This is a genomic window from Deltaproteobacteria bacterium (genome assembly GCA_016874775.1).
GTDB lineage: Bacteria > Desulfobacterota > Binatia > Bin18 > Bin18 > VGTJ01.
Genome location: VGTJ01000005.1, coordinates 1 through 24,110, shown reverse-complemented (window position 1 = coordinate 24,110; position 24,110 = coordinate 1). Strand labels below are relative to the sequence as shown.

Sequence of the window (24,110 nt, the reverse complement as noted above, 5' to 3'; positions counted from 1 at the left end):
CTCAGCTCCCTATTCCACGTTGGGCTTTGTTGCGCAGGGCCTGCATACGAGCAGCCGCCTGTTGTTGGCCGATACGGTCGCGAATCTGGCTGTACTCGGGTTGGGCTGCTCCCTTGTCGCTGCTCAAGTAGTGAGCGAGGGATGCTATCGTTGGGTATTTGAAGATCTCGATCACCCCATCGTCATGATGCAAGAGACGTTCAAGCTTGTTTGCCGCTTGCAGCAACAGAAGCGAGGTACCGCCCAGATCAAAAAAGTTGTCATGAATCCCCACCTTGTCCACACTGAGCACCTCTTGCCAGACGCCAACGATTTGTTGTTCAACGTTCGTGCGCGGCGCTACGTACGCGGTTGCTTGCTCAGGGCGGACCTGGTCCGGGATCGGTAACGCCTGGTGATCAATCTTACCATTGGTGGTCAGCGGCATTTCCTCTAGAGGGACAATGACCGCTGGCACCATATAGTGTGGCAGCAGACTTTTGAGTTCGGCGCGGAGTTTCTCGACGGCAAACTTCTCCGCCGATGGAGTATGGGCTGGACGCACATAGGCAACCAAGCGCGGATGACCAGGCTGGTCCTCGCGGAGCAGCACCACAGCCTCGTGCACCTCCGGTCGCGCGGTCAGCGTCGCCTCGATTTCTCCAAGCTCGATACGAAAGCCGTGGAGTTTGACCTGACGGTCGACGCGACCCAGGAAGACCAGGGTACCATCAGGCATGTAACAGGCGCGATCGCCGGTTTTGTAGAGACGAGCGCCCGGCTCTCCGTCGCCGGTTCCGGCGAATGGGTCCGGTATAAAGACACCAGCGGTGAGGTCGGGTTTGTCGAGATAGCCACGCGCCAACCCGATCCCACCGATGTAGAGTTCCCCAGGAACTCCGGGAGGAACGATCTGTGAGTGTTTATCGAGAATATGCAAACGGGTGCCGCGGATCGGACGACCGATGGGCACCATGCCGGAGCAAGGATGTTCGGGCTCGTACGTGCAGCATCCCACCACTGTTTCGGTCGGACCATATTCATTGACGATCCGCGTTGCGCCATGCTGAAGCCACGGGTGTATGGCAGCCCCGGATAGGGCTTCGCCGCCAAGCACTAAGAAGCGCGTCAGATCGGCTGGCGGTTGGCCTGGTACCATCGTGTTAAAAATCTCCAGATGAGCTGGAGTGAGTTTGATGAAACTGAACGTACGCGCCGAGCGGTGCAGAGAGGCCAGCGCTTCAAGCTCTCCACCCTCGGTCAACAAGATGACCTTACCGCCAGCCAGGAGCGGCACGAACAAACTGGTCACTGTGGCGTCGAAGCCGATGGAACCCAGCACCGGTGCACCCTCTTCTTCTTGCACCGCATACGCCTGCACGGCCCATGTAAGGTAGTTCACCAAGCCATGATGGGAAATCATCACGCCCTTGGGTTTGCCGGTTGAACCTGAGGTGTAGATCACATAGGCGAGGTTAGCGGGCCTGACGTTGATGTCGGGATTGGCCGCTGATTCGCTCGCGATTTTCCCCCACTCGCGATCGAGACAACACACCTGGTTGGGGCGATCGGTCAATTGCGCGAGGAACGTCTCTTGGGTGAGCAAAACGGTAATGCGCGCATCCGACTGCATCAGGCTCAAACGTACACTCGGATACGAGGGGTCCAACGGGACATAAGCCCCACCGGCTTTGAGCGTGGCTAACATCGCGACCATGAGTTGCCATGAGCGCTGCAGACACACCCCGACGCGTTGATCGGGTCCAACTCCCATGCGTCGCAGATAGTGCGCCAGTTGGTTGGCCCGTTGGTTCAGATCACTATAAGTGAAGCATCTGCCGTGTTCGCCGTCCTCTTCGAGCGCGATTCGGTCTGGATGTTGGGCAACCCGCGCTTCCCACAGCTTGTGGAAGCAGGCGGCTGAGGCCGCCGGGTCAGTGACGTTCCATTCCTCAAGCTGGTGGCGACGTGTCGCGTCAGTTAATAACGGGAGTGTTGCCACCGCTTGCTGCGGCTGAGCGGCAGCCGATGCTAGTAACGTCACATAGTGCTCAAGCCAGCGTTGAATCGTCGTTGCATCAAACAAATCAGTATTGTAATCGCATTCCAGCCTTGCCTTGCGCTCTTGCAAGAAGACAGTCAGGGTGAGATCGACACGGGTAAAGCTAATCGGCTGGGGATAGACCTCAACTTGCAGCCCGGCTGTTTTTTGCAGCTCGGGCTGACGTTCGAGATTGAAAATAGTGCTGAGCAGCGGTGGACGGCTGCTATCGCGCTTCATATTCAGTGTATTGACCAAGCGCGCAAAGGGATAGTCTTGATGTTCGTACGCGTTCAATAAGGTACCGCGGATATAGCGCAGGTGGTCGGCGAACGTGACCTCCGTATTTGCCGTGCTGACAATCGGCAGCAGGTGAATGCAGTAGCCGACCAACGAGTTGCCTCCTGCCAATGCCCGGCCAGTGTACGGCGCGCCAATCACCACTTGTTCCTGACCGCTGAGCCGGTGCATGAGGGCAGAATAGGCAGCGAGAAACACCATGTACGGCGTACAGCCATGGGCAGCGCCCACTTTTCGTATCGCCTGCAGCAGGGTGGAGTCGATCTCACACGACGCACGGGCACCGTTATAGGTCATGACCGGCGGACGCACGCGGTCGCTCGGCAGATCCAACGCTGGAATGGGACTGGCGAATTGCTGGTGCCAATAGCGCTCGTGTCCGGCCATAGCGTCGGTGTCTCTTTGTTCCTGTTGCCAACTAAGAAAATCGCGATACTGAGTCGGCGTGGCCAGTTCGGCAGCCTGTCCACCGCGCGCTGCGCCATACAGCGTCAGCAGTTCGTTGAGGATAAGCGCCATTGATGGACCGTCGCTGACAATGTGGTGAGCTGACAGGACCAGCGCATGTCGTTCTGCTTCGAGCCTGAATACAGTAGCTGAAAAGAGTGGCCCATTCTCAAAGTCAAAAGCCTGCTGGGTATGCTCTGCAAGCCATTCCCCAAGGCGAACCTCAGGCTCTGTCTCTGCCGAGAGATCAATACACGCTAATTCCACCGCCTGCGGCGGATGAATCACTTGCAGTTCTCCGCTTTTGTCGAACGTCGTGCGCAGGGACTCATGACGGGTAACCACCTGCTGCAAGGCATGCCGCAAGGCGTCGTGATCGAGCGACCCGCGCAGTAGCAACGCCGCTGGGTCGTTGTAGGCACGACTCCCGTCCTTACTGAGCTGCGCCAAAATCCACAACTGTTGTTGGGCTTCACTCAAGGGAATGGAGACGGGTTCCTGCGAGTTGGCTGCGAGCTTGGATAAACTCTCACTGTGTGTCTGGTACTGCTGTCTGAGCGTGTTGAGATACGGAAGTCCTGCCAACACCGCTTCGCGCGCAACGCCAAAATCGACAAAGCACGCGAGCTCGTTGACGCCGATATCAATGAGCCGCTCGACAGTCGGCGCGCAGCTTTGCGGCGAGCCGATAAGTGCGCTCGATGCGACGTATTTCTCATACGCGCTTTGTACCAGGAAAGTTTTGTCCGCTTGGGTCAAACGGTCGATATTGAGCGCCTTGCCCTCGCTCTGTGCCATCTTCTGGAAGAGCCCGATACTGGACAAGAGATAGTCACACATGGGCTGGCGTGCGGTCTCGATAGCCTCGCTAGCGTCAGCCGCCAAATAGGTATGGATCAGGACAGTCACGTGTCCTGCCGCTGGGTCGTGGCCATGTTCGGCTAAGGCTCGTCGGTACACGGCGATATTGGCAGCCAGGTCATCCAACGATTGGCCCATCAGGTTGGTCAGCACCCCAACCCCCAGCTCACCGGCTTTACGATAGGTATCGGGGTTGTTGACGATGGTGAGCCAAGCGGGGAGGCTGGCTTGTTTGGGCCGGGGATAAATACTGACGTCGACTTTACTTTCTTGTCCGCCGCGCTGCGTGATCGTTTCTCCGCGCCACAACTGGCGCACGGTTTCTACACCCTGGAACGTCAACTCGCGATGTTGTCCATACGCCTCGGGAGCAAAGACAAAATCATTAGCATGCCAGCCAGAGGCGAAGGCGATGCCTGCGCGACCGCCAGACAGATTATCGACTAGTGCCCATTCCTCAGCCACGCGAATCGGGTGATGCAGCGGCAACACCACGCTGCCCGCGCGTAAGTGGATACGTGTGGTTTCTCTAGCGAGCGCAGCGGCCAGCACCGAAGGATTAGGCGAGAAGCCGCCAAACTCGTGGAAATGCCGCTCAGGCACCCAGAGAGCAGCAAATCCCTCGCTGTCCGCATACCGTGCGCTCTCCAGCAGCAGGTCATACTTATCGTCGCTAAAGGATGCAGAGTACGGGCCGAAGTACGATATACCAAAAGTGAGTGCTCGTTGACCCTGTTGACCAGTTTGCCGCACTAACGGTTGGTGATCAACAACCGTCTCACGATGGCTCAGTTTGGAATTGGGTCGATACCAGAAACCGCGCGGGTCTTCGGAACGTACAGTTTTGCTATGGAGCGGGGTCGGTGTTGTCTGCCCCCGACGCACCCCTACACCGTTCGTCGCGTGGTGCCCATTGCCATCGGGCCCCGAAGGCTGATGCCTGGAACGTCGCTCAGGTAGGAACCCACCGTGCCGCATCTCCTCAAGGCTGTCTTTCACTGCCTGAATGAACTGTGCGATGTCCTCATCGGTGTGAGCGGTTGACAGGAAACAATTGCGCCACTCCCAGATGTACACTCCCTTCTCTAACAGGTGGTAATAGAGCAATTCGAGGTTACCGGAAAACTCAAAGCGAAAGGCAGAGGAAAAGTAAGAGACGCGCAGGGGCAATTCCTCTGTAAGGAAATAGGCATTGAGCGTCTCAGCGAGTTCGGCTGTGCGTTGATTGAGCCGTTCTTGAAGGCCGGGGCCCTGCGCTTTGAGGTAACGCAGTGTGGCTCGGCAGGCTGCCATCGAAAAGGGATGCTGGCAGAACGTCCCACCAAAATAGGTGCGAGTGGCGCGTGGATAAGAGTTATCACCATACTGCCACACGCCGCCATCGATGCCGTCCAAGAAGCGACCTTTTCCCGCCACTGCGCCGATCGGCATGCCACCGCCGAGGATCTTCCCGTAGGTCGCGATATCCGCCTGGATGCCAAAGAGACCCTGAGCACCGCCCTGGTGGGCACGGAACCCGCAAATCATTTCGTCAAAGATCAGCGCGGTACCCAACTCCTCGGTCAGCGCGCGCAGTTGGCGTAAGAAGTCAACCGGTTGAAAGTCCAGACGTCGACTCTGCACTGGTTCCACCAGAATCGCCGCGAGTTCATGGGCGTGGGCGCGCAGAGTCTCCAGCGTTTCCGCCGTACCGTATTCAAGCACGAGAACGTCTTTGGCGACGTTGGGCGGTATGCCGGGTGCCACCGGCTCGGACCGCAGTTCGCCGTTCACGCGCACAGTCTTGGCGAGGGTGCCATCGGAGTGTCCATGGTATGATCCCTCAAACAACGCAATCTTCGAGCGACCAGTGGCAGTGCGCGCCAGTCGCAAGGCAATCATGACGGCTTCAGTGCCAGAGTTGGTAAACGCGACACGGTCGTGCCCAGTCAGCTCAGTAAACAGGGATGTGACCTCTGCCATCACGTCTGACCGTGGACCGAGTTGGAACCCACGCTGGACTTCCGCTTCAACGACGCCGTTCATAAACTCGGGGCGGCTACCAAACAGCAGCACGCCGAATCCCATGGTCAAGTCGACATAGGTGTTGCCATCGACATCACGCAAGCGCGAACCGAGCGACTCACTCCCGGTGATTGGATAGAGGATCTCCTTGGTGGAAAAGCGAAAGCCGACGCTGGCGCGACTGTCGGCCAGCCCTGGACGACACGCTTGCGCCAGGGCTTTGGACTTCGGAGTTTTTTTCTCGTAGCGTTCAATGAGCGCGGCCAGATGCGCACTCTGGCGCGGGTCCGTGGTTTTGGGGCCTGGGGTGATCGGATTCGCCAGTGCTCGCAAGGGCGAGGAACGGTCTTCAGCAACCTTCGGCGACTGACGCAGTTCTGTTGGAGCCGCGGGCTGCGCGGGCGCTAGTACTGCAACAGCGGATCGTTCAGGCGCGTCGCCGTTTTCTGCCAGGCTGCTGTGGGCAATCTGCGCGGGCACACTAACTGCAGGTGCAGTTCCCTGCAAGGCAGCCAATTGCTGGCTCATCAACTGCATCTGCGCCAGGACAATCTGCTCCAGGGCTGTTCCACCTGTTCGCGTTGTGACTTGAGGAAGCGCGGCCACGCCATGCGCTACGACAGGTGCTGTGCTGATGGGAGCTATGATGGTGGGAGCGATAGCTTGAGGTGCGACTTGTGTCGGCTGCACTGCCGGTGAGGACGGAGGGAGTCCGAAGGTTGTGCGATCAACCAGATAATCGACCAGGGTCGCGATCGTGGTAATCTCTTCAAAAAATTGGCGGATCTCAAGTTTGACGCCGAAATGATCTTCAACCGTGCGTACCCCTTCGACTAACACGAGCGAGTCAGCCCCCATTTCCAGAAACGACGCATGAATATCAATCTCGGAGGGGTGGACGTGGAGCATTCCGGCAATTAGCTGCAGTGCATGCGTCAAAATGGCTTCACGTTGAGTTTGCCGATTATCTTGGGCAGACTGGGGAGTTTGGGAATTCGCTTGACTGTCTTTCATAATCGATTCTTTTCTGACAATCCAATAGGGCGTGCGTTGAAAGGCATACGTTGGCACGGACACACGATTGCGGGCGAAGGGCGCGTCAAAGCCAGACCAGTCAATGTTCGCCCCGCGGATGTATGCTTCAGCGACACTGCTCAGCAACACCGACCAATCGCTCTTGTGGCGTGTCAGGGACGGGAGCCACACAGCCGACGGCTCTTGGCGTTTGCCTAAATGACTTAACACTGGGTGAGGACCGATTTCTATAAAGAGGCTGAGGTTGCGATTCAATAGGGTAGACAGACTCTGCATGAACTGCACGGGCTCACGGCAGTGCCGCCGCCAATACTCAGCATCGGGAACCACTCCTGGCGTTAGCGGTTGGCCCGTCAAGTTTGAGATCAGGGGCAGTGTTGGCGCGTGAAAATCGATCTGCTCAGCAAATCGTTCAAACGCATCTAACAGCGGATCCATGACCGGCGAGTGAAACGCGTGGGTCACCTGTAGCGGGATGGTCTCAATGCCTTCCGTACGAAACTGACTGACAAGCTGTTGCACCACCGGCGTCCGACCGGACACGACCACGTTTTGCGGCCCATTCACCGCCGCGATACTCACATCCTGACGATGGGGAGCCAATGCCTGCGCCACGCGGGCTTCGCTGGTCATGACGGCGACCATACTGCCGGTCTCAGCCAGCGTTTGCATCAGACGGGCGCGCTCAACCACAAGCTTCAGGCCATCTTCAAGACTGAAGACCCCGGCGATACAGGCCGCGCAGTATTCACCGAGACTGTGACCGACCACCGCTTCGGGTTCCACACCCCATGAGCGCCACAAACTGGCCAGAGCATATTGCAGCGCAAATAGTGCAGGCTGGACATACACCGCCTGCTGGAGGAGGTCCGCGCTGTCATCTCTATGCGCACTTGGGTACAGAACGGACTGCAGCGGCTTTTCCAGCAGGGGTTCGAGGATTTCCGCACAGCCGTCTATTGCGCGGCGAAAACCAGAGTGCACTTCATATAGCTCACGTCCCATACCGGGATAGAGCGCACCTTGTCCGGTGAACAGCCACGCAGGGCGTAGAGGTTTCGCTGGCGGTTCACCACCAAGCAGCAGTCCAGGAACCGATCGGCCAGCACTAAAGGCAGCAAGCTGTGCGCGTGCTTGTTCCTTATCGGCAGCACCCAGAGCGACGCGCCACTTAAAGTGAGTTCGACTACTATTGGCAGTGAAACAGACATCGGCAAGCGCTGGCGATGTCTCTTGCACGAGCAAGTGTTCGTAGTCACCGGCTAACTCCAACAACGCCGATTGCGACTTGGCTGACAGCGTCAAAATATGCATGGGGCGGTCGACTTCTGGACGCTGCGGCAGGCTCGGCGGGGCTTCTTCAAGAATCAGGTGTGCGTTACTGCCGGTCGCACCAAATGAACTGAGCCCAGCCACGCGGCGTTTCTGACCCCGAGGCCACGGGGTTAGTTCAATCACTGGCTTCACCTGCAGTGTCTCCCAGGCGACGTCGGGGTTTGGCTGTGTGAGATGAAGCGTGGGCGGGAGCTCCTCATATCGCAACGCCTGCACCAGTTTGATGAGGCCCGCGACACCCGCTGCCGACTCCAGGTGGCCGATATTAGACTTGACCGATCCCACTAACAGCGGGTGCAGTCTGGCTTCAGCTTGTCCCAGGACAGTACCCAATGCCTGGGTCTCGATCAGATCACCCAGCGCGGTTCCCGTCCCGTGCGCTTCCACATAGTCGATCTCTGCCGGTGCGACCTTCGCTTTGCCGAGAGCCTGGCAGAGCAATTTTTGTTGGGCCACGCCGTTTGGCGCGGTAAATCCGCTGCTCGCCCCATCCTGGTTCACCGCCGAACCGCGAATCAAAGCGAGGACACGATCCCCTGCGGCTTGCGCATCGCTGTAACGCTTGAGCACCACAATACCGCAGCCTTCAGCGCGGACATACCCGTTGGCGGTGGCGTCGAAGGTCTTGCAGCGCCCGTCGGGCGCCATCATACCAGCCGCTGACAACGTGACAAAGACTCTGGGAGTGAGGATGAGATTGACCCCACCGGCGAGCACCTGATCGCACTCCCCGGCGCGTAGGCTCATACAGGCCAGATGAATGGCGGAGAGCGAAGAAGAGCAGGCAGTATCAACCGCCATGCAGGGACCCTGCAAACCCAAGATATAGGACAGCCGACCTGCACAAGCGTTCAAGGGCGTTCCGGTATTGAAATAGGGATGGGTCTGATTCTGATCTGCCTGTTCGACCTGCAGCATAGCGTAGTCGCCCGCAGTGACTCCAACAAAGACTCCTGTGGCACTTCCTGCGAGGTGGGCGGGAACCAATCCCGCATGTTCGAGCGCTTCCCAGGCGACTTCCAAGAGCAGGCGTTGTTGCGGGTCCATGCCCTCAGCTTCGCGCGCGGAGATGCCAAAGAACGCCGCATCGAAACGGTCCACGCCACTGAGGAATCCCCCATGCCGGGTATATGTCTTCCCAGGCCGTCCGGGTTCTGGGTGATAATAGGCCTCAATATCCCAGCGCTCACGCGGGACAGTAGTGACCATATCCTCGCCGTTGCGAATCAGCTGCCAAAACGATTCTGGATCATTGGCCCCAGGCACGCGACAGCTCATGCCGATAATCGCGATCGGCTCAGTGTCTGCCTGTTCAAGACGTTCGACCTTGCCACGCAGTTGCTTGATGGCAACAAACGCCTTCTGCAGGGGGGTCAGTTCGCCAGAGTCCTTCATTGCCATGCTGCTATCCTTCGTCGGTCAGCGTCGCGAGCTCGTTGTCGATGAACGCCGCGATTTCGGTATCAGAAAGTTGCCGGACATCAGCCTGGACGGCGGCTTCCTCTACCACAACAACCGCCGCTCCCTTATCGTTCTGGGCTTTTCTCTCGCGCTCTGGCGTCATCGCTGAAAGCTGCTCCAATAAATGGCTGGTGAGCGCCTCGATATTGGGATAATCGAACATCACTGACGGAGACAGAGGACAACCTAATTCGGTCTCAACCCGACCCTTCAGTTCTACGGCGGTCAGTGAATCGAGACCGATATCAATGAAGCCGTGTTTAGAATCTGGCGTAGTATTCGCGTCAAAATACAGCACCGCGCTGACTTGCTCTTGCAGATAGGAAACCAAGAAATCGAACCGGTCGCGGACCGTCATCGCTTGTAATTGGTCGAGGATAGCCGAGGCCTTTGCGGTCGTTTCCTCCTGCATCGTGCTGCCCATAAACTCGAGCACAGGCTGCTTGCCGCGAACTTCATACAAGCTCTTGAGGCGCTGCCAATCTGCATTCAACACGACGGCTCGAGACTGATCTGTTCTGAGGAGGCGACCAAACAGAGCGAGTGCCGTATGCGACGACAGTGCTTTAATACCAGTGTCCGTAACACGTCGCGCCGACTCGTCATCTACCATTCCCCGTCCTTCCCAGAGCCCCCAGTTGATACTGAGGGCGGGCAAGCCAAGGCCGCGACGGTACTCAGCCAAGCCGTCTAAAAAGGCGTTCGCTGCCGTATAGTGCGCTTGAAAGGCCGTACCCAAAACAGCGGAGACCGACGAGAAACAGACAAAAAAGTCGAGCGTGAGTTGTTGGGTTACGCGGTGCAACGTCCAGGCTCCCTGTACTTTGGGAGCGACCACAGTACGCAAACACTCGTGGTCGAGTTCACTGACGGATCGCGGGATTAGGACCCCAGCGGCATGGATCACCCCTTTGAGCGTGAACCCGCTGGCCGCGATCTCGTCGAGAACCCTATGTACCTCTGCTTCAGCGGTACAATCAGCTTGCGCCACTACCACGTGCGTGTTCAGGTCTTGCAGGGAGTCCACGAGCTCTTTGGCCTGCGCGGTTGCCTCGCGACGACCCATGAGCACCACCTGACCAGCTCCGTGTTGCGCGAGGAAACGGGCGACCTGTAGTCCTAGTGCTCCCAAACCACCAGTGACAAGGTAAGCACCATCGGACTTGAGTCGGGGCATCGTCGTTGTCACATCAAGTGATGTTTGCAGACGCGCGACATAGCGCTTGCCCGCGCGCAGCGTAATGTTGTCCTCTCCTTGTGAATCTAGTAGCTCCTGGCACAGCGCCTGAATTTCGCTTGTACTCGGCTGTGAACTCACATCCACGATCCCACCCTTCAGTGCGGGGTGCTCCAGGAAGAGCGACCGGCCCATGCCCCACAGAAGTGACGGGAAGGGAGATAGTGGCGCCGCATCCCCAGCCGTGGTGGCCGCTTGCGTGATCAGCCACAGGCGGGGTGGAGACGTGAACCGAGCAAGCGCGCGCGCGAGTCGCACCACTGGCATGAGACCCTCTTCCCCCAGTCCGTGCAATTGCTGCTCGGGTCTGACCTCTGCAGGCCAGAGGTAAGCGACGCCTTCAATCGTGGTCTTAGCCATGACTTCTTCCAGCACATGGTGATACTCGTCCTCGTTGGTCGCATCGATGATCCAGGTGTTAGAAGCTGTTGACAAATTCGCCATCCACCCTTCGACAAGCTCAGGGTGAACGGAAGAAGATACACCGTCGCTGTGCTTTTCCCGTTCGTACTGAGCTTGTCGAAGCACGGTTTCGCCTGTTGGAACAGCCTCAAGGGAATTTATCAACCGCTTCTTAGCAGTCACATGTTGATCCGCACTACCCAGCACAACGCGGAAAGAACACCGTCCGACGTCGCGCAGGGGCTCGGCGAGTTCGAGTGCGTCAGGATGCGCTACAATCAACCAAGTACCAGTGCGACGGTCGGCAGACCGTTTGTCCTCACGCCGCTCGGTGCTACGCGCCTTTTTCTGCCACGTCAGTCGGTAGCACAAGCCGTTCTGTTCTTCCTGCGGTTGCTGGTGATGCTGGCGGATCAACAGCTCGGTCAGCTTTGGCAGACACTTCACCTCTTCCGCCGTTAGCTCTCCGCTAGCTTGCAGGTGCCCGGCTAAAGCTTCGGCGTCGCCTTCTTGCAGGAGAGAAACCAGCGGAGAGGTCGGTACAGAGGATTGCCGTCGAGAGGTTGCGTTCTCAGTAAACCAATAGCGTTTGCGCTGAAAAGGATAGGTTGGCAGGGCTGTGCGATGTCGTTGGTAGGGCGCGTCGAAACCTGTCCAGTCAATTGGTACACCAGCGAGATAGAGATCAGTCAGGCTGTGTGCCAGTACCATCCAATCCTGCTGCCCCTTGCGCAGGCTCGGCAGATACAACGCTGGAGAAGATGCTTGGTTGAGAACCTGTGATCGCGCCATGCCAACCAGGACGGGATGCGGCCCCATTTCCACCAACGCTTGTAGGCCGTGTTGACGGAGCGTGGCGAGCCCTGCTGCGAAAAGCACCGGCTTGCGTAGATGACGACACCAGTAGGTGGGCTCAGTCACCTGCTGCGAGACAACTTCTCCGGTCAGATTAGACACCAGACGGATGCGCGGTAAAGACAGCGAAACGCCACGAACAACCTGTTCGTACTCAGCCAGCATCGGCTCCATTAGGTCCGAGTGGAACGCATGTGACACGCTCAGTTCTTGCGTGCGGATCCCCATGGCTGTTATGTGCTCCACCAGCCTTTGCACAGCCGTGCGTTCGCCCGAAACGACCGTTTCCGTACTGCTGTTGACAGCGGCGATCGACACATTACTACCGAGAGTAACGATGGCCCGAATGACCTGTTCCTGGCCAGTAAAAACGGCAACCATCGCGCCATTGCGCGGGAGCGCCTGCATAAGACGGCCACGTGTCGCAATCAACCGGAGCGCATCTTCCAGAGTGAAAACCCCAGCGATACAGGCGGCGACGTACTCGCCCACGCTATGGCCAATGACCGCATCCGGTCGAACACCCCATGACAACCACATCTGGGCTAAGGCATACTCGAGGGCAAAGAGTGCCGGCTGGGTAAACGCTGTCCGATGTAGATCAGGCGAGGTTTGGTCAAACACCAGCGCGGAGAGAGAGCGGCCAAGCAAGGGGTCAAGAATACGGGCGCATTCATCAAACGCCCGACGGAACACTGGTTGTGTCTGGTACAGACTGGAGCCCATCCCAGGATATTGTGACCCTTGCCCACTAAATAACCACGCCACACGCGGCTGTTCAGTGGTACGGACATCACCCTGGGCAACTAACTGTTCGCGATGGCCCGCGTTGAAGCGCTCGAGCTTGCTCCGCATCTCCTCAGTGTTACTAGCAACAACAACCAGTCGTTGCTCAAACACCGAGCGGGTGGTGTTGGCGGTATAACAAACATCGGCGAGGGACACGTGAGTCGCGTCGGTAAGGTGAGCAGCGTAACTCGCAGCCTGGGCTTGCAGCGCTTGAGGAGAACGGGCAGTGAGGGTGAGGATATGGAGTGGGCGTTCGAGCACCGGTTCGGTGTAGATCTCGACAGGTTCAGCCTTTGCCTCCCGCTTGCTCACCCACGGTGCTTCTTCAAGGATGACATGCGCATTGGTACCACTGAAGCCAAACGAACTCACTCCGGCTAAGCGAGGCTTGCTGCCTGCGGGCCATGCCCGTGCCTGACTGGGGACAACGATCGGCATCGTGTCCCACGGGATATGCGGACTCGGCGCAGTAAAATGTAGGTGAGCAGGAATCTCCTCATGCCTGAGCGCCAGGACGAGCTTCATCAGTCCACTGATGCCCGCCGCTCCTTCCAGGTGACCAAGATTGGTTTTCACTGACCCCACAATCAACGGCTCTTGTGGTTGACGAGTTGGCCCAAAGACCGCACTGAGCGCACCCATTTCAATCGGGTCGCCCAAACTGGTTCCTGTCCCGTGCGCTTCGAGGTAGTTGATCTGGTCTGGACTCAATCCCGCGTTTTTCAGCGCCTCACGAATGACTGATTGCTGGGCCGGGCCATTGGGCACCGTCAGGCCGCTGGACGCGCCATCTTGATTGATGGCTGAGCCACGGATGAGAGCGAGCACCTGATCCTGACTTGGCACAACGTCCGACAATCGCTTAAGCACGATAAGACCACACCCTTCACCGCGGCCGAAGCCATTAGCTGTAGCGGCAAAGGTCTTACAGCGGCCATCGGGTGCGAGCATGCGATTCTTGGAGAAGTTAATGCTGGTCTCCGGACAGAGAATCAGATTGACTCCACCGGCGATGGCAAAATCACACTCGCGGTTACGCAGGCTTTGGCTGGCAAGGTGCACTGACACTAGGGAAGAAGAGCAGGCGGTATCAACTGCTAAACAAGGCCCCTGCAAACCCAGGCTGTAGGCCAGCCGTCCGGCGGCGACACTATGCGCCAGGCCGGTGGTCATATAGGCGTCGATCGCGGTTTCGTCGCGGGACATAAGGAGAGTGCTATAATCCTGATTGCAAATTCCGACAAACACACCGGTGCGACTGCCTTTGAGGTCAGCCGGAACCACGCCCGCATTTTCCAGCGCTTCCCAACACACCTCCAAGAGCAGATGTTGCTGAGGATCCATGCTCATCGCCTCACGCGGCGCAATACCAAAGAAATGTGGGTCGAATTCGTCGATGCGCTGCAGGAACCCGCCCTGGCGTGTGATCATCTTTCCCGGCACGGCAACATCGGGATCATAGTAGTGGCCCACATCCCAGCGCGACGCCGGAATCTCCGCAATGGCATCCCTCCCCTCGCGCAACAGTTCCCAGAAGGCTTCCGGGGTCTCGATGTCACCGGGCAAACGACACCCCATACCAATGATAGCGATCGGCTCCTTTTGTGCCTGTTCAAGCGCTTCAAGCTTGGAGCGTACAGCCCGTAGGGCCTGTAAGGCTCTCTTGGTGGGAGACAGTGTAGGTTGCTGGGAAGGGGTAGCACTCATGACGACAACCCCCTTTCCTCGAGCTCTTCTAGTTCCCTGAGGAGAGTGGTCTCAGCCTCAGCTTCTGAGAGGCGTTCCAGTATCTGGAGGTCTTCGGTTATTCCAACGTTCTCTGTCACTGTTGGAGACCCGACAATTGAATGTATTTTCAGCACTTCTGTCGCGACATAGTCGACGACAGCTGCCACGTTAGGAAAGTCGAAGATCAGGGTCGATGGCAGCGTACAACCTAAATCGGTCTGCAGGCTGTTGCGCAATTCGACCGCAGTCAGCGAATCCATCCCCATATCGGAAAAGCCCTGTTTCGGATCGATACGCGTGGAAGCGGAGAATCGTAACACGGTTGCAAGTTGGGAGGTGACGTAGTTAGCCAATAGCACACGTTGTTCCGCGGCTGGCGTTGTCTCAAGAAGCTGACGGAACTCCGCGCGCTGCTCTGGTTGGACGGACTTCGCTGGCAGGAAATCAGACAAATAGGACGATGGCGTTGTCCGCTGCAGATAGGTTGGCCAGTCGATCTGAATAACGCCGATCTGCGCTTGTTTCGCATGGAAGATGCGCTCCAACGCCGCCACTCCCCAACGTGGTGCGATACTTCCCACCCCCTGGGCTTTGAGAAAATCTTCTGCTTGCACCTGTGCAGCGTAACCAATTTCCGACCACGCGCCCCAATTGATGCTGAGAGCCGGTAAGCCTTGGGCTCGGCGGTGATACGCGAGCGCGTCAAGAAACGCATTGGCACTCACGTGGTTCGACTGTCCAACCGCTCCGAGCAATGACGTGGCTGACGAGAACAGCAGGAAGAAGTCCAAAGGCAGGGTGTGCGTTTGCTGGTGCAGATGCCAAGCCCCATCAACCTTAGGCACCAGCACTTTTCTAAACCGTTCTCTATCTTGTTCAAGGAGAATACCGTCGTCGAGAATCCCCGCCGCATGAATAATACCGCGTAGTGGTGGCAGTGAATGTTCGATAGTAGTCAAGAGTTGGCCAACCTGCTTACCACTCGCCACATCCGTCTGGAAGACAGTGACCTCAGTGCCAGTCTGTTTCAGTGTCGCAATCTGTTCTTCAATTTCAGGCGTGAGGCTGCGGCGACTAGCCAAGACCAGGTGACCTGCGCCGTGTTCGGCCATCCAGCCAGCCGTCAACAAGCCCAGCCCGCCTAAACCGCCTGTGATGAGATAGGTCCCGTCGTTACGAAACTGCGGGCGAGTGGGTGGCGGGAAAGAGAGGACGAGCTTGCCAGTGTGGGTCGCTTGCAGCAACACCTGTAACGCCTCGCGTACCCCTTCCACGCCATACTCGCGGTACGGTAAGGGATGAAGCTCTCCTGCCTCCACTCGCCTCACGATCTCGCTCATCAACCGTTCAATCACCGGCGGGCGTTTCGTATACTCCTCTAGTAAATCGAGCGTCGTATATTGTGCCCCTGGTGCCAGTCTTGTGACTTCTGCTGCCGAGCGAATATCTCGTATCCCCAGCTCAACAAACCGCCCTCCTGCCCGTACGAGTTTTAAACTCTCCGTCGTCAACTCTCCGCGTAACGAGTTGAGGACGATATCGACACCCACTCCGTGTGTTCGTCGTTTAATCTCCGCGCCAAAGGCTGGCGTCCGCGAGTTCAGCACCTCTCGGACTCCTAACCGTCGCAGCGCCTCCCACTTCGTCTCACTCGCGGTTGCCCACACCTCCGCGCCAGCTCGCTGTGCAACCTGGATCGCTGCCTGTCCGACGCCTCCTGATGCGGCATGGATCAACACGCGCTCTCCGGCGCGGACCTGTCCGATCTCTTCTAGGGCATACAGCGTGGTTAAGAACGCGATCGGCAGCGTCGCCGCCGCAGCAAAACTCAGCCCTATCGGGATCCGTGCAACCGCTGTGGCCGGGACTGTCACATAGCGGGCGAAACTCCCTGGGGCCATCGCCATCACGGCTTCGCCGACCTTCACATTGGTCACGCCTGGCCCGACGCGAATGACTTCGCCAGCGCATTCGCCGCCCAGGATCGATCCAGATGCTGGCACCATGCCCAGCGCGATCAGCACATCCTTGAAGTTGAACCCCGCAGCCCGCACCATAATTTCTACTTCTCCCGATTTTGGCGCACGCTGCGGCGTCGGTCGCCACTCAACCGCTTCTATCTTGCCCCACTCTGGTATTCCTAACCCATACGACTCGGTCTGAGGCAGCTTGAGCAGCTCCGCATTGGTCCTGTCAGTAGGAACATCGCAGCGCGTGAGGCGAGCCACATAGCGATACTCACCACGCAACGCGATTTGGTCCTCTGTCTGTTGTGAGACACCTTGCGACAGCTCTGCCATGAGTGCAGAGACTTCATCCGCTTGTGGCTCTGCAGCGAGATCGATGCGTAGACAATGTAACTCCGGGTGTTCCAAGGCGATACTTTTGCCCATGCCCCAGACAGGTGACAGGGCTATTCCTGGCAGCGCTTCGCCTGCTACCGAGATGGCTCCACGAGTAACGATAGAGAGTCGCGGAGCGAGACGAGCGTGCGCCAGGGCTTGCACCACAAGTAGCGTGCCCTCCCAGCCCATCCGCGCGGCAGCGACCAGCGAAGCGGTGGTGTCGCTGGTCCGCGTCGTATCAAGACCCCAGAGATACACACAGTGATGTAAGGTGGCAGTGCCGAGACCAGCGAACAATTGCTGATAGTGCGCAGGCTCATAGGGGTCAATCGTGAAGGCGTCGTCGGTGGTTGGTTCGTAGTGGCTTCCTGGACGGACAAGCGTACACCTCGATCCGCGCGCACGTACCTGCTCTCTCAGTTCGTGACCTATCTCGCCCGCATCAGCGAAAATCAACCAATGCTCAGATTCCTGTTGCTCGTCGGGTATCTTATCTGCCTGAGCCACAAGCACAGACTGGTGAATGGGCGTACAGTCAAGGCTAACAGTTTGTTGAAAACCATGAGTGCGTAAGACCTCGCACCACTGGGGCGCAGATAGTAGAGGATGAGCGGGGCGCAGATCTGTATCACGAAAGCGCCACCAGCCACTCGTCATGCCGAACACCACGTCGATCCAGCGCTGCGGTGCTGTTCCTTCGAGCAAGAGCACCATGCCGCCAGGCGCGAGTAAGCGCTGGATATGCTGCACTGTCTGCGCGACATCCTCGGTGGCATGGAGAACGTTGGCGGCGACCACGATGTCGTAACCCTGGGGAGCAAACCCTTGAGCGTGCGGGTCCTTTTCAATATCCAATGTCGCGTACTGCACGAAGGGATAGTCTGCGAATGTTGCTTCTGCTTGCGTCGCAAAAGCGGTGGAAATATCAGTGAAGACGTACTCAGTCCGCGCCGCTGGCAGATGCGGGAGCAACGCTGCAGTTGTCCCCCCAGTCCCCGCACCGATTTCGACAATCCGCAAACCGCTTCGCTGAGGCAGCCGGTTGAGCGCGGTTAACAGGCCTTGACGCAGGACGGCATGCACGGCCTCAGCCGCAGGGGTCTGCCGATATAATGCAGCCACTGCCGACCCGTCCCCTCCAGGGAATAACAATTGCGACAGCGGATCACAGCGCCCCTGCAGGACATCGGCCAGGGCAACGGCGCAACGCTGGACAAGGTCAAGTTCTATCTCGACCTGTGGATAGCGTGAACGTAACGATTGCCACACGGGCTTCGGCGCAGGCCTTTCGGGCACGCGAAGGACTTCCCAACCAGTCTGGTGTGCACGGAGGATCCCCTCCTCCACTAACATGGCTAACAGGCGGTTAAAAAGTTGTTGATGTGTCGGTACGACCCCAAGGCGTGCCGCTAGCTCTGCGGTCGAGAACTGCTCACGAAGACGAAACACGTGGCCCATGTCGCCCAGCGCTGCTACAACGTAAAGCACACACAGTTTGTCGAGCTCAGCCAATGCTTTGCCGTAGTCGTCGAGCTGGAATTGGTTGGCCAATGCCGCCATCTCGCGCCGCAGTTCCTCTTGCAGCTCAGAGGGAGCAGGCAACCGGGGCGCGTTTTCCCGCGGATGACACAGTCCTTGCGGACGCCACTCAACGCCGTACAACCAGTTCTCAAGATCCGGTTGGTCGCCCAGGAGGAGCGTTGGATCAGCCTTCTTCGCCCTGAGGCCCTCGAGCACCGCAATTGTCTCCCCAGTCGCGTCAAGCAGACACAGATCAGCCCGAAAGAGCGGTTGACCAGCTTCTTCGACCACCTGCAGTCGCGCGTGACACCAGAGCTGAGTACCGGGCGAGCGATACAGTTGGAAACGTTCCAATCCGATAGGTAGCCACGTCTCGTTCTTGCTGCTGTCGGGGAAGGTGACCAGCAGGGTTTGCAGGCAGGCGTCAAGTAACACCGGGTGAATATGATAGTGCGCCGCCTCTTCAACCACTCCTTCCGGCAATTGAATCAGACCAAGTGCCTGGCTCTTCCCCTGCCACAAGCGTTGCAGGGCTTGAAAGTCAGGGCCGTACTCAAGCCCTCGCGTACGGCATTGTTGGTAAAAATCTACGATCGCTATTTCGTTCGCACATTCAACCTGTGCGGCCTCCAGGTCCGTGCGTGGAGGGGATGTAGAAGACGCTGAATGGGAGATGTGTCCCTTGGCATGCAATGTCCAGGTAGGCTCTTGCCCTGTCTCATCTTCGCACAGACTATAAATTTGAAACTGGTCACTCGATCCTGCGGCTGGCGCCGTGTCTGGAGTCATAACCAGTTGAATCGTCCGGTTCTGACCCTCCGCAAGCACCAGGGCTTGTTGGATCGTCACGTCCTGCAAGCACAGGACGACAGACGAGCGAGACGACGTTGAGTTACGGCTTGCGGCAGCCAGGGCCATCTCTACGTACGCTGCAGCCGGAAGAATGGCACGCTGAAAGACGCGATGGTCGCGCACAAAACTCCCGCTGTCTAGCTCGTGCTCGTAACGCACCTCTCCTTTTGTGAGGGCTGGCAGACGGAGACGTCGTCCAAGAAGGGGGTGCTCGGTCGCGCCGAGACCGGTCTGGCTGCGGCTGGCAGTGGGCCGCACGCTGTCTATCCAATACCGCTGCCTTTGGAAGGGGTACGAAGGCAGAGTTGTCCAGCGGTATTTGCGCTCTCCATACACGCCGGACCAGTTCATGGGGGCACCACTCACATACAATGCTCCCAGTGAACGGTACATGAGTTGCAGATCGGGTACCTGCGGTCGTAGGCTGGGCAGCCACTTGCTCTTGTCAGTGTCATCTTTCGCAATACAATGGCGGCCCATGCTCAGTAGCGTGGGTTGCGAGCCAAGCTCGACAAATGCGTGGATTCCCTCGTGCAGGAGTGTCTTCATACCGGCAGCAAAGGCCACAGGCTGGCGAATATGGTTCACCCAATAGTGCGGGGACGCAATTTCCGCACCGGCTGCCTCTCCGGTCAGGTTAGAGATCAGCTTGATGCGAGGTAAGGAGAAGGCCACCTGACGGGCAATCTGTTCATACGCGGCCATCATTGGTTCCATCAGGTGAGAATGAAAGGCGTGGGACACCGACAACAGGGTAGTCCTGATGCCTTTGCTTGCGAGGACCGTACAAACCTCCTGCACAGCCTTGGTCTCGCCTGAGATCACAACATGTTGGGGGCCATTGTAGGCGGCGATATCGATGCGACCACCATACGGCGCCACCACTGCCGCGACGAGCTCCGGTGCGGCAAACACTGCGGCCATGCTTCCACCGCTTGGCAGCGCCTGCATCAGTCGGCCTCGTTCGGCAATTAACCGGATGCCATCTTCCAGGCTAAAGACCCCAGCAACGCACGCCGCCACGTACTCACCCACGCTGTGGCCCATCACCACATTGGGCTTGATACCCCACGATTCCCAGAGCTGAAACAGCGCGTATTCGAGCGCAAATAGCGTCGGCTGAGCGTAGATCGTTTGATTGAGGGTCTCAGCTTCGCCAGCAAACAGCAGTTGCACCAAGGAGGTCTTGATGAACGGCTGGAGCAAGGCATCGCATTGGTCGATCGCCTGCTTGAAGATCGCCTGACTCTGGTACAGCCCGCGCCCCATCCCTGGATATTGCGACCCCTGACCAGTGAACAAGAACGCGAGGTTTGGACTTTTTTCCTCCTCGAAACTCCCTGTGATAATACCTGGTTCGTCTCGGCTTTGGAGGAAAGAGGTTAGCTTCCGATGCAGGTCGTTTTTGTCTGTTCCTTCGATCGCGAGACGCTGAGGCCAATGACGACGACCGACACTCGCCGCAAAACACACATCACCAATAGCGCCTGGCCCACGTGCTTCCCCAGAGAGGAGCGTCACATATTCCGTGGCCAGCGTTCGCAACGCGTGTTCATCTCGTGCTGACACGCTTAGCAGATAAGAGTCTGACTCTCTTGCCTCTACGTGAGGGGGAAGCGCTGGCGCTTCTTCGACGATGACATGAGCGTTCGTTCCACTGAAGCCAAAGGAACTGACACCCGCCAACCGTGGTCGGTCCGATCGCTTCCAGGTGGAGCGCTCGGAAACTACTTGAAGCGGTAAGCGCTCCCAGGCAATGTACGGATTAGGACGGTGAAAATGCAGGTTCTGTGCAAGCTCTTCATGCTGCAAGGACAGGATAATCTTTATGAGGCCCGCTACGCCTGCCGCGGGTTCTAAATGACCAATATTGGTCTTCACTGTCCCCAGGCGTAACGGCTCGGTCCGCCCGGGACCGAACACCGCGCCGAGCGCTTCGACTTCGATCGGATCACCCAGAACCGTCCCGGTTCCGTGTGCTTCGATATAGTCAACCTGCGTAGGCTGGATCCCCGCGTCTTCCAGGGCATGCCGGATAACAGCCTGTTGGGCGTTGCCGTTAGGCGCAGCAAGTCCGTTGGTTTTCCCGTCCTGGTTAATCGCTGACCCTCTCACCACCGCAAGAATACGGTTGCCGTCTTTGAGCGCGTCCCGCAGACGCTTAAGGACCAGTACACCGCAGCCTTCTCCGCGTACATAGCCGTCGGCAGATGCGTCAAAGGACTTACACTTGCCGTCCGGTGAGATCGTTTGCAGTTTAGAAAAACAAATATGTGACTGCGGAGAGAGGATGAGGTTCACCCCACCAGCAAGCGCTAGATTTGATTCTCTACTTCGTAAACTCTGGCAGGCTAGATGAAGGGCGACGAGTGAGGAGGAACAGGCAGTGTCCAAGGCTATACATGGCCCCTGCAACCCGAGCGTGTAGGAGAGGCGCCCCGCAGCGGTGCTAAACGTCGTGCCGGTAATGGAGTATGCGTCAATACGTTCGGGCTGCCCGGAATGACGGTGCGCCTGAGCGTAGTCATCACTGGATATGCCGACGAACACCCCGGTTTTGCTGTTCTTCAAGTGGGTTGGGTCAAGACAGGCATGCTCCAACGCTTCCCAACTGATTTCCAACAGCAACCGATGTTGGGGGTCCAGGGCGCACGCCTCGCGTGGTGAAATCCCAAAGAAGCCAGCATCAAAGTCCTCGACGGGAATGTCGAGGAAACCACCGCGAACCGTATACATCTTCCCAGGCGCAGCATGATCCGCGGCGTAGTACGTCTCCGCTGGCCAACGTGTCGCTGGCACATCAGTGATTGCATCGACCCTATCGTGTAAGAGCTGCCAATACTGCTCTGGACTGTTCGCCCCACCCGGAAACCGGCAGGCCATGCCCACTACTGCAACAGGTTCCCGTTTTTGCAGAGCCGCATTTTCCTCCAACAGTTGGCGAATCGTATCCGTCGCTTTAAGTAATGCCTGTTTATAGGTTTCTTCTCGCGTTGCTCGATCCGAGTTTGCCATGTGTCGTCGCGTCCTTTGTAGCCGTAAAAAGGATGGAAGCGATGCTGGTCCTCTGATAGGAGAAACCAACCCTGGCGTTACATGCGCACTCGATGTTTGCCACAGCTGGAAGCGTTGCAAGACTGGTGGGCGATTTTCTTTGCGGCCCGCTTAAACCATCGGCGTTGGTCCACGACACCCAACCTGTTCCCCTACCGCTTTGCGTATAGAGCGCAAATAGTGATTTTCTCTGCTGCTTGTCAGAACCGCCTCGCCCATCTCCCTCGTGTCTCTGAGCCGGGGACGGTAAGGTGCACGCTATCCTGCATCTCGGCGGCAAACCAACCGCCTCAATTCTGGATCACTTGCAAAGCACTTCTCCCCTAGCACCGCACTCAAGCGGAGCGAAACGTACCGTCGGCCAGCGTAGCAAATGATTGCAACGGGAATATGGCGAATCTCTATCTAACAGTGACAAACGATGTGCCTATGCCGCCTTTGCCACGTGACACAGCTACCCAACAGGAGAACACTGCTCACAGGAGCTACTTCTTTACTTCCTTACTCGCGGATTCAGGCGCGATTTGATTCTTGAAATGATCTAATAAGCCTTGGCCAGTCACCGAGCGTGCAAATGAATCAGCCGCAACCAGCAAGACAGCCGGAGGGCCAAGCAAAATTTTGCTCGCAACCCCTATCGCAGCGTAGAGCGCTCCTGTTTTGATTTCACCGTCCAATAAATAGCTGGTTCCTGGAATAAATGCCACTTCCCCAAGTAGTTTCACTCCATTATCAACTGCACTATTAGCGTCAGCCATTATATATGCCCCCCAATGAGAAAAAGATAACCCTCTGTTCAGTAGAAGTAAATATCATCTTACTCTCTTGATCAACAATATGCAAATCTACTCTCATTCCATTGTCATTGGCCTTGGTTTTTTTTAAATTTGGACGCTCAGCGACTAAGGCCTCGTCCATAAACAACCGTAACAACTGGTTCTGTCGCAACTTTTCCTTTGATAGGGAGTCCGCTATGCTGTTTGCCTTATCATGAGGTGGAGGAGCGGTGGCATGATCGACTTCAAAGGCAGTCAATTTGAGAAGGAAATTATCCTGTGGGGTGTTCGTTGGTATGTGGCTTACCCGATCAGTTACCGCCAGTTAGAAGAGATGATGCAGGAGCGTGGCGTAACAGTGGATCACTCCACGCTCAATCGTTGGGTCCGCAAGTATGCCCCGGAAATAGAGAAAGAGTTCCGTCGTCGGCAGCAGCCGGTAGGGAAGAGCTGGCGGATGGACGAGACCTACGTGCGCATCAAAGGCCAGTGGAAATATCTCTATCGCGCAGTCGACAAAGAGGGCCATACGGTGGATTTTCTGTTGACGCCACACCGAGATAGAGCCGCCGCCGAAGCCTTCTTACACAAGGCGATTCGGACGCAAGGACTCCCGGAGAAGATAACTATTGACCAGAGTGGGAGCAATACAGCAGCGATTACCCACTACAATAAGATTCATAAGACGACGATCGAGATCCGACAGTGCAAGTATCTCAACAATCTCGTGGAACAAGATCATCGCGTGGTGAAACGCAAGGTGCGGCCGATGTTAGGCTTCAAATCGTTTTGGGCAGCGCGGTGTACGCTCGCCGGCATCGAAGTCATGCACGCTATTCGCAAAGGACAACTCGCACCCACTGGAGCTGTATCCCAAACTCCAGCCGAGCAGTTTTATGGCTTGGCCGCGTAGACAACAATGAGTGATGATTTCGCTCGTCCTCATCTAAACTTTGCGACAAAGCCTCCGGACCGCAATGCGCAGTTCGAGCATATTAATCGCCGCGTCAAGGCGCAGCAGCGGGCCGGGCAGCCGGCCCTTTCCGTCGACACCAAGAAGAACGAGAACATTGGCCACTACAAGAATC

The 24,110-nt window shown here is 57.4% G+C and carries 5 protein-coding genes; 1 reads left to right on the top strand and 4 read right to left on the bottom strand.

The window, feature by feature from the left end:
- Position 1: 1 nt before the first annotated feature.
- The 4 genes from FJ147_01440 to FJ147_01425 form a co-directional block, all read right to left on the bottom strand.
- Entirely contained in the window at positions 2-9,403 is a 9,402-nt protein-coding gene (locus FJ147_01440; protein ID MBM4254541.1) for an amino acid adenylation domain-containing protein, read from the bottom strand.
- Between the two features lie 4 nt (positions 9,404-9,407).
- On the bottom strand, positions 9,408-14,453 hold the full coding sequence (locus FJ147_01435; GenBank protein ID MBM4254540.1) for a type I polyketide synthase: 5,046 nt from the start codon (positions 14,451-14,453) through the stop codon (positions 9,408-9,410).
- Positions 14,450-22,207 carry an SDR family NAD(P)-dependent oxidoreductase gene (locus tag FJ147_01430; protein MBM4254539.1) on the bottom strand — a complete coding sequence of 2,586 codons (7,758 nt, stop codon included), beginning with the start codon at positions 22,205-22,207 and terminating at the stop codon, positions 14,450-14,452. Before FJ147_01430 ends, FJ147_01435 begins: the two co-directional genes overlap by 4 nt.
- 524 nt (positions 22,208-22,731) lie before the next feature.
- Positions 22,732-23,004, bottom strand: coding sequence for a hypothetical protein (locus FJ147_01425; GenBank protein ID MBM4254538.1), 273 nt, complete (start codon positions 23,002-23,004; stop codon positions 22,732-22,734).
- A 253-nt stretch (positions 23,005-23,257) separates the two neighbouring features.
- On the opposite strand from FJ147_01425, the gene FJ147_01420 reads away from it, so the two are divergent.
- A complete protein-coding gene (locus FJ147_01420) occupies positions 23,258-23,935 on the top strand; it encodes an IS6 family transposase (GenBank protein ID MBM4254537.1) in 678 nt (225 codons plus the stop codon).
- Positions 23,936-24,110: the final 175 nt, after the last annotated feature.